Raw genomic sequence first — 14,125 nt, 5'->3', positions numbered from 1 at the left:
ATGCCGCGCAAAGCGAATCGTCCCTTCGCTGCTCGTGCCGACGCAGACCGTTCACCGAGGACGTACCGTGATGGAGAGTGGGGGAATGACGAGCGTGGAGGGCGGCAGCCCGGCGGTAAGCAAGCCCATCCGCCTGTTGCTTGTCGACGACCACTGCATCATGCGCGAGGGTCTTGCTGCGCTGCTCAGTCAGAAGCCTGGGCTTGAGGTCGTCGGACAGGCCTCGAATGGGGAGGAGGCGCTCGAGCTCTTCCGTACGCTTCAGCCCGACCTCGCGATCGTCGATTTGCGTATGGAGCCAATGGATGGAGCCGAGATCACGGAGGCCATGCGTGAGATGAATCCCAATGCGCGCGTCGTCCTGCTGACGACGTATGACACCGACGACGAAGTGTTTCGTGGCCTGCGTGCGGGAGCCGCGAGCTACTTGCTCAAGGACGTTGGTACCGCGCAGCTCATCGACACCATTCACGCCGTCCACGCTGGCAGAAAGGCGATTTCACCTGAGATCGCGGCGAAGCTGGCGGATCATGTCGCCTCGGATGCGCTGACCGGACGCCAACAGGAAGTGCTGCTCTGTGTCGCGCAAGGTAAGTCGAATCTGGAGATCGCCAACACGCTTTATATCAGCGAGGGTACGGTCAAAGCACATGTGAAGGCGATACTGAAGAAGCTGGAGGCGCGCGATCGCACGCAGGCCATCACCATTGCGATCAGGCGCGGTCTCGTTCGCACGTTGTGAAGCCGACAAGGCGACCGAGCTACGACCAGGGGGATGCAGGTATCCCCTAAAAGGGGTAGGCAAAGTCTGAACCGCCGGGGACGATCATTTTGGGCGAGCGCATCGTATCGTGCGGTCGTACAAGAGGCCCAACGTTTCCCCATGTTCCATCGGGTTCCTGCCATGACTGTCGCGGTCGCCTCCCAGCACGTCGACGTGGTTCTTCCCGCGCGTGAGTTCGTTGACGCGCCCGGTCGTCAGCAGCCGGAAGCATTTCACGGCATGTACGCCACCAGCCCCGTCATGCGTCGATGCTTCAGCACGGTACGCCGCGCCGGAAGCAACGACATCACGGTGCTGGTGACGGGCGAAAGTGGGACGGGAAAGGAGCTTGTCGCGCGCGCGTTGCACGAGGAAAGCGCGCGCGCGAAGAAGCCCTTCATCGCCATCAACTGTTCGGCGTTGCCGGAGCAGCTCGTGGAGAGTGAACTGTTCGGCCACGTGCGTGGCGCGTTCACGGGCGCGGTCAAAGATCACACCGGTTACTTCGAAGCGGCGCACGGCGGCACGCTCTTCCTCGACGAAATCGGCGACTTGAGTCAGGCGGCGCAGGCCAAAGTGCTCCGCGCTCTCGAGAGCGGCGAGATCTCACCCGTCGGCGGTACGCGGCGAATTCACGTCAACGTTCGTGTGATCGCGGCCACCAATCGCCCCCTCGAGCAAATGGTGGCGCAGCAGCGCTTCCGTGAAGACCTCATGTATCGGCTGAAGGTCGTTCCCTTGGAACTTCCCGCGCTGCGCGAACGGGTCGAGGACATCGCGATGCTGGCGGACCTCTTTCTTGGCCGCTTCAGTGCGCGTCACCGTCTTGCACCACGCACGCTCTCGCCGGAGGCGCTCGCCATGGTACTGGCGCACCGGTGGCCTGGCAACGTACGGGAACTCCGTAACGCGATGGAACATGCGCTCGTGATGGCCGATGGGGCGTTCATCACGCCGTACGATTTGCCGGACGGCGTACGGGCCGGCGCTCGTGGTCATTCTGAGCCGGACAACGTCGGTCGCACATCGTCCTCGGCTGGGCGCGCCACCGTTGGTCGCGTGATGTATCCGGAGCGGCGAAAGATGGCCGCGGCAGTCTAAGCGCGATCCGCCGGTTTGTCCGCTCCAATGGCGCACCGCCAGCGAGCGCCCGACTCCTCGGATGTCCACCAGGCGAGCGTGGCGTGATGTTTTGCTGCGACGCCTGACGCGTATCGCTGCCAGCGGCTCGCCCTGCCGCTGACGGGGAGCCACTGCTCCGCTGGAATGATCGCTTCGACTTCGCGGAAGTCGTCCTCGGCTCGATGCCGGATGGACAAGAGAACAGTCGGTCGCGTGACCCCCGCGTCCCGCAGCTCCTCGCAGGCGAGCAGCCATAAGACACAGAGAACATGCGCTGCTCGCGGTGAAAATTCCGTGCTCGCGATATCGGTGGCGACGCGCGTTCCGCGCGGTACGATCGCCGAGGCCAAGCGGGCCGTGAGCCGCCACCAGTCGGCGGCTGGCAGCACGCGGCCTGGCATCAGGGCATCGTCGGCATCAGGACCCTTGAGCAAGCGCGTCATGCGTGTCACGTCTCGCAGCTGCACGGCGAGTGAACCGAGTGCAGCCGTGTCCGACGGGCCGGCTCCAGTGGCCAGCGACTCAGCGCGAAGTTCGAGTGCCGCAGCGATGCCGACGGCGTCGTGCGTAATGGCCAGCATAGCGTGACGGTGTAGCCGTGCGAGTTCCGCCGACGGCGCGGCAGATACGGTGGCGAGTTCGCGCGTTCGGGGAGCCGGCATGCGGAGCAGTGACAAGCGATTGGGGTGCGTCAGGAGGAAGTCGCGCCTGCATACAATTCATCGCGACGACCATGCCGGCAAGTGGGTGCGACAGACTTTACGCCGCGGCTCTCACGAAGCAACTGCGATCTGAGACACCTTCGCCGATTCGACCTGCACCGGCAGGGCACGATACATGACCTTTTCACCTTCAGGCACTGCTAGGCAGTCGAACCTCGCCGGGGAGCGCAGCCAGTGCCGTATCAGACATCATCGATTGCCACCCGTTTACGCATTGTCGTGGCCGACGACAATCGAGACGCTGCAGAAACACTCGCGCTCTTGCTCGAGTTGCGCGGGCACGCAGTGGTTACGGTCAACGATGGTGACGCAGCCATCGCCGCGTTCACGAACGACCGGCCCGATGTCATGATCCTCGACGTCGGAATGCCGAGGCTCAGCGGTCACGAGGCCTGCAGTGCCATTCGCGCGCTGCCGGACGGCGACCGTGTCTTGATGGTTGCTCTGACGGGCTGGGGACAGACGAGCGATCGAGAGCGGTCGCGTGACGCCGGTTTCGATGCGCACTTGGTGAAGCCGGTGCCTCACGAAGTACTCCTGCACGCGATCGAACGTCGACCGGAGCAAAGTCGCTCGTGATTGCGTGATGCGCGTCGCACGCGCGTCTGATCCCTACGAGAAACGCTGCGACCCTCCTGGAGAGCAAGGCAATTGTGCTCTCGAGGACGATGGTGCGCGAAGTCGATCGGTCGCACACTGTGCGATCACCCAACATCGTCTTCGCCCCATGAACGAGGCCACTCGAATGATCAGTTCATACTGTGTTGCCCGCCGTCAATCGGCACGTTGCCCCGCGTCCTGCCATGGTTCGAACGGGAGTGCCGATGTGTGTCAATGGGCACTGGATATGGTGGGGTTCCTCGAAGCGGTGACGGTCGGTGTCGTTGCTTACGATCGTGTACTCCAGATCGCTCCGTGCCGGGAACGTTCGATGCCCGTCGCCGGGCTCGCCGTGCGTGCCGGGTCCGCGTCGGCTGCACCGACGGCGAAAGCGAGGCACTTGCGTCTCGTCTGAGCGCTCGCGCGACGTGGTTCGGAGGGGCAAGCTGGCCCGCTAGTCGTGCAACTCGATGACGGCTTCGCCGCGTAGCACGCGGTGGATGGACTCGATCAGACGATCGGCGCGCACACCCTTGCTCACAAAACCCCAGGCGCCGATGGACATCGATTGAGCGACGAGTGCCGCGGTCGGGTGACCCGTGAGGATGATCACGCGCGATTCCGGGACCTGCGCGACGATGTCGCCCAATATGCTGAGGGCGTCCATCCCATTCGGCAGGTCGATGTCGAGTACCACGATACTGGGATGCGCTCTCGCCACCGAGCCAATTGCGTCGTCGAAGTCGATCAGTCGATGAAGTTGCGTGAATCCAGGCTCCAGCATCAACCGCCGCTCCAATGCATCGACCAATGCAACATTGTCGTCGATGCACATGAGATCGAAGGGTGGATGGGCATCGAGGTGGCCAGGCGCTCCTGATTGCGGGCGAGGCATCATCGCAGCAGCGCGCCAAGCTTCGGCAGGTCGCGCGACTCCAGCCAACTGACATTGGCGCGCGCGGGCTGACCATCGCTGCTGCCGAGCACGACCACGCGGCAGCCTGCCGTCTCCAACGACCGAAGCCAGGTGGCCTGCTCGGACTGCCCGTCGAAGTGTTCCGCATCGCACAGCAATAGGTCCGCGCCTGCTGCTTCTGACGGTTCAGTTTCGCTCCACCCCCACTGCGACAGGAGCATGCGCGCTACCGCCACCTGACGAGGATCGTCCATCAGCAGGCGCACGCGAACCCCCGGCACCGACGCGGTCATATTGTCCAACGGCGCCATCTGACTCTCGGGCCCGTCCAATCCCGCCGCCAGACGCTCGAGTCGCAGCACCATGTCGCGAATAACGCCGATGTCCACTTGTGCCTTGGGCGAGAGCGGCTCCGTGGCCCGCAACACGTCGAGACGCAGCAGGATCGGCATCACGAGATTGCGGAGTTCGTGGCCGAGTCCTTCGTCCGCGATGGTCATCTGGGCAACGGTCCGCGCGCCGACGCGGTCCGACGCGTGGTCGCCCGTTGGCGGAGGCGTTGACGCAGGCGTTGGCGAGCTGGCTCGTTCCGGACGCGGCATGACGTATCCTGACGAAGGGCACGAACGAAGTTGGGACACGGCAGTCGCTCGTGACGGTCGATCGTGACGAATAACTACTACGCGCACGCCGCGGGAGAAGTTGCCGAGAGGCTCATTCTTGGCTATTCCTTTGTGGGTAGCGCGTACGGTGTGGATACGCCCGCCGGAGCCATGATCTTCTTTCGCCGCACGAGTGTCACCCCATGAGCGGCCCTCCGCCGACCGCACGCCTCGCCACGGCGCATCGAGTTCTCGTCGTCGATGACAGCTTGGACATGCTTGAGAGCATGTCGCTGGTGTTGCGTTTGCTCGGACACGAGGTGATGACGGCCTCGAGCGGCGAAGATGCGCTCGAGGTGATAGCGAATTGGCAGCCACACATCGCGCTGATCGATGTCGGCATGCCAGGAATGTCTGGGTACGAGCTCGCACGACGCGTACGCGCCGGCGCGGCGCCGCGACAGGCGGTGCTGATCGCCGTCACCGGATGGGGCCGCGACGCTGATCGTGCCCGTGCCGCGGCTGCTGGCTTCGACCGACATGTCGTGAAGCCGGTGGATCTGCCGCGACTAGAGGCCCTGCTCAGTGAATTTCCTGTCGAGCTCGCTCCGCCGGTCGCTGAATAGCGTCAGGCGGACGTACCAGCGCGGCTCATCGGAATCGCGACCACGCCGCGCGCCAGGGTGACGGTGAAGGTCGAGCCGATGCCGGGTTCGCTGGCCAACGTCAGCGTGCCGCCCATGGCTTCGCAGAAGCGGCGACTGATCGCCAGTCCGAGTCCCGTGCCTTGGGTGCGACGCGCCATGCCACCGTCTACTTGAACGAACGGTTCGAACACCAGCTCCTGTTTGTCCTGCGGTATGCCGATGCCCGAGTCGATGACGTCAATCGAGACATGCGCGGAGGAAAGCCGGGCGCCGATCTGTACGGAGCCGCCGGTATCGGTATACCGCACCGCATTCGCGACAAGGTTGACCAGTACCTGCAGCAAGCGTTCGTGGTCGGCGATCGCGCAGGCCTCCAGCACGGCTGGATGAATTCGAAACTCGATCTGCCGCTCGTCCACGAGCGTACGAACGATGGGTTCGAGACTCGCGATCACGTCGGGGAGTGGAAGCGGCTCGAGGGTCATCACCAGTTGCCCCGACTCGACCTGCGTGAGATCAAGCATGTCGTTGATGATATGCAGCAGGTGCGTCTGATTCGCCTGAATGCGGGCGAGATCCGCGCGCTGGGCGGGGTTGAGGTCGCCGCGCACACCGAGCTGCAGAATTTCGGCGTATCCGGCAATGGCGCTCAGCGGTGTGCGCAACTCATGACTCATCATCGCGAGAAAGTCCGACTTGGCGGCGTTCGCGCGCTGCGCCTCGGCGCGCGACGCATCGCTGGCCACGCGAGCGTCCGTGGCCAACTGCTCGGCGACTTGTAGTAAGTGATTCCGCGTGCGTAGCTCGGCGGCGAGCGCCTCGGATTCACGCATTCGCGTCGCGAGCAATTCATAGGAGTGACCCGTCTGCACCGCCATACGATTGAACGCGGCAGCGAGCACGCCGAACTCATTGTCTTCATTGCCATTCGCGTGAGCGCGTGGCGTGAAATCGCCGCGGGCGATCGTGAGTGCGCCGTCGGCGAGAGACATGAGCGGACGCGTCACGCGCCGGCTCACCAACCACGCACCGATGGTCCCGATGAGCAGCAGCAGTACAGCGACGACGATCATCTGTCGCAGAAATGCCATCGCGGGCTTCTGTACCGACGCTTCCGACACGACGAAGACCATGCGCCACGGCGTGCCTCGGACTGGCGATTGGTGCCCCATCAGGCGTTGACCATCCGCAGTCGTCACGCGGAACTCCGCTCCCGCGGTCGGCACGGCGAATCCCGCTGGCACGTTACGCCCTGATAGATCAATCCAGACGGGCGTGGTGTCGGTCGCCGAGGCGAGGGGAGACTGCTCGCGCGAATCCACGCCCGGCGCGTTCGTGAAGAACACGGAGAATGCGTAGCCGGTCAGTGCCCGCACTTGTTGCTCGACGGCAGGCGAGGCGATCACCCGCCGCGATTCGGCGTAAAATCCGATGCGTTCGCCGCCAGCCTGAACCGGCGTCAGCAGCCAGTAGTGGTGCTCCGCTCCATCGCGGAAGAGCGGACTCACCTGCGCTTCGTTTCGTTCTGCGGCGAGACGGGCTGTAACGTCGAGCCACGCCCGATCGGTCGCGCTTGGCGTCGAACCACGGAGCACCTGTGTCCCGCCGTCGCGGCGAAGCACGAGCTGGGTGACCTGCGTGACACTGTCGTTGGAGAGACGCCGACGCTGGAGCATCGCCGCCATGCGAGCGCTGTCGCCGGCTACGGAGCGCGCGTCGTTACCAGCGCTGGCAATTCGCGCCACGATCGAGTCTGACGCGATGGATTTGATGAAATCGAGTCGCGCTGCTCCCGATCGATTGGAGGATTCAGCGGTCTGGGCGATCACGGTGCGGAGCTGAGCGGCCGCTGCCGTGGTCGCCGTGCGTAATACGGTCGTGAAGGCAAGCAGCCCGAACGCGCCAAGTGTCAGCGCGAGGAGCACCGAGATCATCAGCGGAAGACGTCGGTCCAGTGAGCGCGCAGGACGCACGGGCGCGTCGGGCAGCGGGGCGGTCTGCGTGAACGGCACGTTCTTGTTAACCTCGCGGTTGCGGGCCGTCGGGCGGCGGCGGTGACGACCTGTCTCCGCCGAGCGCACGCTCGACGGCCGCGACGAGCTCGTCACTCGACACGGGCTTGACGAGATAGCCGGTCACGCCCGCCAGTTGGGCGCGCTGCCGTTCATCGCGGAGTGCGTGGGCCGTCAGCACCACGATTGGAATCGTCGCCGTCGTCGGATCAGACTTGAGCAGGCGCGTGGCATCCAACCCATCCATTATTGGCAGCCCGATATCCATGAGGACGAGGTCGGGGCATTCACGACGCGCGGTCGCAACGCCGCTCTCGCCGTCGGTCGATTCGAGCACCGCGTACCCGCGCGCCCGAAGCATCGTGCCATAGATGGCGCGATTGTCCTCGTTGTCCTCCACGATCAGGATCGTGCGATCTCGGCTGTCCCGCGCATTCACGCACGAAACATGAGGGCCAGGGACCAGCGCGCAATTACACCTGAGAGATAGAAGTTAGGGACGAAGCGTTCATGCCGCGCTCCGACCGCTCGCTCGCGGCCTTTCTGCTAGCGGACCGGTGGCTTCTTCTTCTTTCCCGACAGCGCGTCGAGAATCCCCTTGGCCGCCTTGTTCGCGGCGTCGCTGCCGGCGGCCTTCACCGCATCGCCGGCTGAGGGTGTTACGTCGGCGACCTGCACCGCGAACTCGCGCCCGGTGCGGATCTGCCGGCTGGGGGTGATTTCGAGCTGAACCAGCGTGGCGTTCCACGTGAACGACGTGCCGCGCTCGGCTCGCCCGGCATCAAACCGTGTCACATTGAACGTCGCGTTGCGTGATTCGCCGGGACGCAGCGCGAACTGTGGGTCGGCTGCCTGGCCCGTGACCACTCCGATACCGCTCGCGCTCACGTCGTGCGTCCCGGGGCGGCCGAAGTAGTAGCGGTTGCCGAGGTTGTCGATCGCGCCGCTCGACGTGCCCTTGTAGCCAATGATGATGGGCTCGTTCGACATGTTGCGCACACGGACATTCAAGCGAACGCCGTGATAGCGCCCGTTACCAATATCGCCGGCGCTCATCTGCACGATGTCTACGCGCACGGGTCCACTGGCGTAGCACCGCTCGACTCCCGCGCAGACATTGATCTCATCAGCCATCGCCACCTGTGCGGCGCCCGCCATCGCGGTGCTGCTCGGCGTTGACGAGGTCGCTGCTGTCGCCGCCGCCGCGTTGCCAGTGGCCATCTGCGCCGTCACGCCTTTACCGTCGAAGCCGGTAAACCGCAGCGCGTGTTCACGCCCTAGTCGCCATTGATTACCCGCAATCGGATTGATCTCGCGTAACGCAATGTCCATGGCATACGTCGTTCCCAGAATGACGTTGCGCGACGCCGGACGGAACAGGAACTCCACGCGCGCATCGGCGCGCTCGCCGGGTTGCAGCTGAAACTTCGCGTCGAAACTGTTGCTGGTGATCAATCCGATGCCGCGAACGGATTCCGGGCTGGCCACTTCGTAGCGGTTGCCTTGGTCGTCGGTCACGACGCCGGATCCCGATAGATAGCCGAGCGTCAGGGGTCGCGGTGTGCGATTCTGAATGCGGATCGTGGCGGTGATCACGCGATTCGCGCCCGATACACTCGACCGGAGATCAGAGACAACGGCCGTCAAATTCGTGGTCTCGTAGCAGCTGGCTTGGCCGGCGCATCCCGCGCTCTGCGCGCTGAGCGGTAATGCGGCGGCGATAGCGACGAACGCGGCCGCCGTGAATAGCTGATGTCGCATCGTTCAGTCCTCGAAGTCGTGACAGTAAGTAGGCAGTCGGCTAGCGCGACTGTGCGGCGATCCAAGTGGCGTCGGTCAGTTGCAGCGTCACACGAATGCGTGGGGCGGCGTTGAGGCTCCGTGACATCATGTCCTCGTCTTCGCTCCACGTGGCGGTGAGCGCATTGTGCGGGCCGCTGCGGAGGTAGGCTGTCGTGCTGTCGGTGACGGGACCCCACGCCAGCGTATAGCCAGTACGCTGCGCGGCGTCGGCTACAGGCCCGTAGCGCTGCACCAATACCTTCCGGAACGCTTCGCCGTCGATGAACGGAAAGACCCGTTCGATGCGGATCGAGCGCACGATGTCGTCGCCGTCGAGGAACGCGGTGGCACACACCGCGCCGGACTTCACGCGTCCGCGACCCGGGATCGACGAGCATCCCATCTCGTTGACGGCAATGATGCTCGTGAATCCTGCGTAGCCGCTGCCCTTGTTGGCGCGACGCTCGGTCTTACCATACAAGCGCGACGCCGAACGCTCGAACAGATCGCCGGCGGTGCCCACGCGAAGGCCGGCCACATCGGCTGCGGCGAGGTCGAATGCCGTTGGGTTATTCTGTGCCGTCGGTGACGCCGACAACGCTGGCGAGAAGAGCTCCACTTCTTGACGATCGCGCACGTGCACCTCCACCAGCTCGGCGCGAACAACGCGCGCGCCGGTCACGGCGCCAGCCGGATCACCTTGGCCCGTGACGCGGAACGTGATGTCGGTGAGTACGCCGCGCCCCTGCGCCCGCAGCGATTCGTCGAATGGTCGCGCCGCATCCTTGGACATGTTGATGAAGCGCGCCGCGTCGGCGTTGGAGAACACGACGCGATATTCCTCGCCGAAGACCTGCAGCGGCAGATACGTGCCCGGCTCGAAGAAGTGCACCGAGAAACGCTGCTGCGCGTGGTCGTACTCCGAAACGTTATCGTTCACGCGCACGCGAAATGTGGCGTCGGTCGGCAACGTGGTGAGTCGCGCGTCGAGCTGTTGTGCCCACACGCGCGCCGAGTCGGGGCGGTCGAACGCGGGCAGCTGCTGCAGCGACTTGTTGCGCGAGGTCACCGCAGCGGCGTCGAATGGCACGCGCGCCACCTTGTGCCACGTCAGCGCGACCGCCTCGTCGTCGAGCTCCGGCGGCGCCTGCCACGATGACGACCCGTCGCCGAAGGATGGGTAGCCCGCCCAGTGTGCGACGACCCGTCGCGGCCCAGCCGCCGCACCGGTGCCCGCCTGTCTCACGAGCGGCAGGGTCGCGCCACTCGGTAAGTGCAACACGAGTGCACTGTCGCTCCTGTCCAGCGCGGCACGAGCGCCGCCGGGTAGCGTCAATGACCACGTGCCATCGGGCTGCTTTGCCAGCGCGCTACGCGCGGAGCCCGCGTACGCATCGTCGCCGTCGGTAAGCAGTATGTGAGCGCCGTACACCATCGCCTCGAGCGCCGCGGCCGCGCTGGCGCGATTCTCCGGACTCGAGATCGTCCAGACGACGCCATTGTCGGGAAGTGCGGTCGCCGCGCGTCCACCGGCTGCGCCATCGCCGCGGCATCCTTCCAGAAATGAGAAAGCGAGCCCGAGCATAAGGAGCGCGTTGCGCCCGAGTGGTTGCGACCTCCCCGAACGTGGTGATAGCCTCTGCATGCGATTCGCCCGTGTCGGCGCCGTCGAGGCTGAGAGCAGCCGGAGCGCGCTGGCGCGTACACGCGTCTCCGCACCGCATTGCGTAGGATTGGCTCAAACCCCGTCATCCGGTTCGCATGACTCATTCGGACGTGCTTCGCGCCGAGCTCGACCATCTCTTCAGTGTCACCTACGAAGAGCTGCGTCGTCTGGCGTCCAGCGTGCGCCGAAGCGATCCGCGCGCGTCGATTACCCCCACGGCGCTGGTGAACGAGGCGTGGCTCAAGCTGGCCGGTTCGCCCGAGGTCGCGCACACCTCGCCCATGCATTTCAAGCGCATCGCCGCGCGCGCCATGCGGCAGGTGCTCATCGAGGCCGCGCGGCGTCGCCAGGCCGGCAAGCGCGGCGCCGACGAACTCCACGTCACCTTTGATGATGCCGTGAACGCCGTCGCGACCGATGCCGAGGGGCTGCTCGCCCTCGATGACGCACTCACGAGGTTGGCGGCGCAGGCGCCACGACAGGCGTTGCTGGTGGAGAGCCGCTTCTTCGGTGGGCTCAGCGTTCCGGACACGGCCGCCCTGCTCGACGTCAGTGAATCCACCGTACTGCGTGAGTGGCGCCTCGCTCGCGCATGGCTCGCCCGGGAACTGGCCGTCGAGGCATGAGCTGGGAGAGACTGCAGGCTGCGTTTGATGACATCATCGACGCGCTGCCATCGCAGCGCGACGCGATGGTGCGCAGCGCCGCGGCCGGCGACGCTGAATTCGAACGTGAGCTTCGCGAACTGCTTACGGCCGATGCGGTGCACCTGCCGCTCCTCGACCGCAGCAACGCCGAATGGGCATCGGCATTGCTGACTGACGCTCCCTGGCCAGCAGACGAACTGCCGCAATTCGGACCGTATCGCCTGCTCCGATTGCTCGGCGAAGGCGGTATGGGTGTCGTGTATCTGGGCGAACGCGTCGACGTGCAGCGGCAGGTCGCGGTGAAGTTGTTGCGCGACGCGTGGCTCTCGCCGGCGCGCCGAGCCCGCTTCAGCACCGAGCAGCGGGCGTTGGCGCAGTTGGATCATCCGAACATCGCGCGACTGTACGACGCTGGTACGCTTGCCAACGGCACGCCGTGGTTCGTGATGGAGTACGTCGACGGCGTGCCGTTGCGTCGCTATTGCGATGAGAACCGGTGCACGGTGGCGCAACGTCTACAGCTGTTTCGCGCGGTGTGCAGCGCCGTCCAACATGCGCACGATCAGGCGATCATTCATCGCGACATCAAGCCGTCGAACATCCTGGTCACTGCCGATGGTACGGTAAAGCTGCTCGATTTTGGCATCGCCAAGCAGCTCGGCGAAGAGCATCGTGACAGCGAGCGTACGCACACCGGGCTGCGCATGATGACGCCGGCGTACGCGGCGCCCGAGCAGGTACGCGGCGAACGCATCGGTGTGTTCACCGACGTCTACGCACTCGGTGTCGTGCTGTACGAACTGCTCGCCGAGCGACTGCCGCTCGATTTGTCGGCGCGCACGCCGGGTCAGGTCGAGGCGATGATTCTCGACACGGAACCGCTGCCGGCGTCGAAGGCGGCCCGTGCGCAGGGAGCGGCCAGTGCGAACGCCCTGAAACGCAGCGAGTGGAACGACCTCGATGTGTTGTGCCTCACCGCGATGCACAAGGATCCCGCGCGACGCTACCGCTCGGTCGATGCGCTGCTGCGCGACGTCGACCACTTCACTGCGCGCGAGCCGCTCGACGCGCACCCGGACGCGTATTCGTATCGCGCCAGCCGCTTCCTGCGCCGGCGCTGGAAGGAAACGGCGCTCGCGGCCACACTCTTCGTACTCGTGGCCGGCGCGGCCACGAGCTACACCGTGCGACTCGGCCGCGCCCGTGATGCCGCGGTGCGGGAAGCCGAGCGTCGCACTCGTTTACAGCAGTTCATGCTCGCGCTGTTCACCGGTGGCGACGAGGCTGGACCTGCCGATAGCCTGCGCGTGGTCACCCTCGTTGATCGGGGCGTGCAGGAAGCGCGTATGCTGGATGGCGACGCCGCAGGGCAGGCCGACCTCTACGCCACACTGGGTAGCGTGTACCAGAAACTCGGTCGCTTCGAGCGGGCCGACACTATGCTGCAGGCCGCGTTGACGGCGCACGATCGGGCCGGGAATCACGACGCCATGTCGCGAGCGGCCGTTTTGCTCACCCTCGGGGATTTGCGCATCGATCAGGCGCAGTACCTCGGCGCCGACAGCGCCCTCACGCAAGCGGCCGCTCTGCTTACCACGGCCGCCGTGGCGCCGGATGACAACACGGCGCTACTGGACGCGCGAATTCGCGGCACTGTGGGAAGACGACAGGAAGAGCAGGGGCTCTACGATTCGGCCACGGTTACGCTGCAGCAGGCGGTGGCTCGCTATCCCGCCAGCGATCCCGATCCCCTGGAGCGCGCGTCACTACTGGGCGAGCTGGCCAACGTCCACTTCTACGCTGGCCGCTACGCCGAGAGCGATTCACTCAATCGGCTCGTCCTCGCCGCGCAGCTCACTCGTTCGGGCGAGCGTCATCCGGCGGTGGCGGAGGTGTACATCAACCTTGGCGCCACCGAGTTCGAACGCGGGCGATTCACCGAGGCCGAGCGCTGGTACCGCAAGGCCATCGACATCGATTCGGCGTACTACGGCGTCGCGCACTTTCGAACGGCGGCGCACCTCTCGATGCTGGGGCGCGCGCTCGTGTCACAGGATCGCTACGACGATGCCACCGGCGTCTTGCGGCGAGCGCTCGCCATTCAGCAGGCAACCTTCGGCAGCGCCCATCCCCGCGTCGCCAGTGTGCTCAATGACCTCGGCAATGTGGCCCTGAAGCATCGGGCGTTCGACAGCGCCGACGCGTACTTCACCCGCATGGCGAACGTCTATGGCGCCGCGAATGGCGACGCGCATTTCACGGTGGCCGTGGCCCTGTCCAACCGCGCGACGGTCTTCAACGAGCAGCAGCAGTATGCACGTGCCGAGGCGATCTATCGCGAGGTGGTCACGCGCTTTGCGAAGGCGCAGGGCGCCGCGCACATGAACACCGGTATCGCCCGCATCAAACTCGGACGCTCGCTGGTGCGACAGAGGCGCTGGGCCGCAGGCGCCGCCGAGTCGGAAGCCGGTTATGCGATCGTGGCGCGACAGGCCGAACCCGGCGTGAGTTTCCTGCAGGCGGCGCGCAAGGACATCGCCGAAGCGCTCACGGCACTGGGGCGAACCACCGAAGCCGCCAAGTGGACCCGGGAGTGGGAGGCCAACGCGCCACCAAAGCCGTAAGCAAGGGGTTGCCGATGACCTC

13 protein-coding genes are annotated in these 14,125 nt (G+C 65.3%); 6 read left to right on the top strand and 7 right to left on the bottom strand.

Features of this window, described 5'->3' with window-relative positions; genetic code table 11:
• The first annotated feature begins 34 nt into the window (after positions 1-34).
• Both HKW67_RS10730 and HKW67_RS10725 read left to right on the top strand, forming a co-directional pair.
• Positions 35-742, top strand: coding sequence for a response regulator (locus HKW67_RS10730; protein WP_230981165.1), 708 nt, complete (start codon positions 35-37; stop codon positions 740-742).
• A gap of 162 nt (positions 743-904) precedes the next feature.
• A complete protein-coding gene (locus HKW67_RS10725) occupies positions 905-1,864 on the top strand; it encodes a sigma-54 interaction domain-containing protein (protein WP_206044690.1) in 960 nt (319 codons plus the stop codon).
• On the opposite strand, the gene HKW67_RS10720 is transcribed toward HKW67_RS10725, so the two are convergent.
• Positions 1,861-2,547 carry a hypothetical protein gene (locus HKW67_RS10720; protein WP_171225376.1) on the bottom strand — a complete coding sequence of 229 codons (687 nt, stop codon included), beginning with the start codon at positions 2,545-2,547 and terminating at the stop codon, positions 1,861-1,863. The genes HKW67_RS10725 and HKW67_RS10720 overlap by 4 nt on opposite strands.
• 234 nt (positions 2,548-2,781) lie before the next feature.
• Between HKW67_RS10720 and HKW67_RS10715 the strand changes: the two genes are divergently transcribed.
• On the top strand, positions 2,782-3,186 hold the full coding sequence (locus tag HKW67_RS10715) for a response regulator (protein WP_171225375.1): 405 nt from the start codon (positions 2,782-2,784) through the stop codon (positions 3,184-3,186).
• A gap of 475 nt (positions 3,187-3,661) precedes the next feature.
• On the opposite strand, the gene HKW67_RS10710 is transcribed toward HKW67_RS10715, so the two are convergent.
• Complete coding sequence (locus tag HKW67_RS10710) at positions 3,662-4,042, bottom strand: response regulator (RefSeq protein ID WP_171225374.1); 381 nt, start codon at positions 4,040-4,042, stop codon at positions 3,662-3,664.
• Between the two features lie 59 nt (positions 4,043-4,101).
• Positions 4,102-4,623, bottom strand: coding sequence for a hypothetical protein (locus tag HKW67_RS10705; RefSeq protein WP_171225373.1), 522 nt, complete (start codon positions 4,621-4,623; stop codon positions 4,102-4,104).
• Between the two features lie 305 nt (positions 4,624-4,928).
• Here HKW67_RS10705 and HKW67_RS10700 point away from each other — a divergent pair, with 305 nt between their 5' ends.
• Positions 4,929-5,351 carry a response regulator gene (locus tag HKW67_RS10700; RefSeq protein ID WP_171225372.1) on the top strand — a complete coding sequence of 141 codons (423 nt, stop codon included), beginning with the start codon at positions 4,929-4,931 and terminating at the stop codon, positions 5,349-5,351.
• Between the two features lie 2 nt (positions 5,352-5,353).
• Here HKW67_RS10700 and HKW67_RS10695 read toward each other — a convergent pair whose 3' ends face one another.
• From HKW67_RS10695 to HKW67_RS10680, 4 genes are all read right to left on the bottom strand, one after another.
• Positions 5,354-7,306: a sensor histidine kinase gene (locus tag HKW67_RS10695; protein WP_206044689.1), complete on the bottom strand. Its 1,953-nt coding sequence runs from the start codon at positions 7,304-7,306 to the stop codon at positions 5,354-5,356.
• Positions 7,307-7,391: 85 nt separating this feature from the next.
• A complete protein-coding gene (locus HKW67_RS10690; protein WP_171225370.1) occupies positions 7,392-7,823 on the bottom strand; it encodes a response regulator in 432 nt (143 codons plus the stop codon).
• A 107-nt stretch (positions 7,824-7,930) separates the two neighbouring features.
• Positions 7,931-9,145 carry a hypothetical protein gene (locus tag HKW67_RS10685; RefSeq protein ID WP_171225369.1) on the bottom strand — a complete coding sequence of 405 codons (1,215 nt, stop codon included), beginning with the start codon at positions 9,143-9,145 and terminating at the stop codon, positions 7,931-7,933.
• Between the two features lie 40 nt (positions 9,146-9,185).
• On the bottom strand, positions 9,186-10,751 hold the full coding sequence (locus HKW67_RS10680; RefSeq protein ID WP_171225368.1) for a DUF4852 domain-containing protein: 1,566 nt from the start codon (positions 10,749-10,751) through the stop codon (positions 9,186-9,188).
• Positions 10,752-10,927: 176 nt separating this feature from the next.
• Between HKW67_RS10680 and HKW67_RS10675 the strand changes: the two genes are divergently transcribed.
• Together HKW67_RS10675 and HKW67_RS10670 are read left to right on the top strand one after the other, a co-directional pair.
• Positions 10,928-11,458 carry an ECF-type sigma factor gene (locus HKW67_RS10675; protein WP_171225367.1) on the top strand — a complete coding sequence of 177 codons (531 nt, stop codon included), beginning with the start codon at positions 10,928-10,930 and terminating at the stop codon, positions 11,456-11,458.
• Positions 11,455-14,103, top strand: coding sequence for a serine/threonine-protein kinase (locus HKW67_RS10670; RefSeq protein WP_171225366.1), 2,649 nt, complete (start codon positions 11,455-11,457; stop codon positions 14,101-14,103). The genes HKW67_RS10675 and HKW67_RS10670 overlap by 4 nt, the downstream gene beginning before the upstream one ends.
• Positions 14,104-14,125: the final 22 nt, after the last annotated feature.

The organism is Gemmatimonas groenlandica (genome assembly GCF_013004105.1).
Classification (GTDB): domain Bacteria; phylum Gemmatimonadota; class Gemmatimonadetes; order Gemmatimonadales; family Gemmatimonadaceae; genus Gemmatimonas; species Gemmatimonas groenlandica.
The sequence above is the reverse complement of the archived record's forward strand: the minus strand, read 5'-3'. Positions and strand labels throughout refer to the sequence as shown.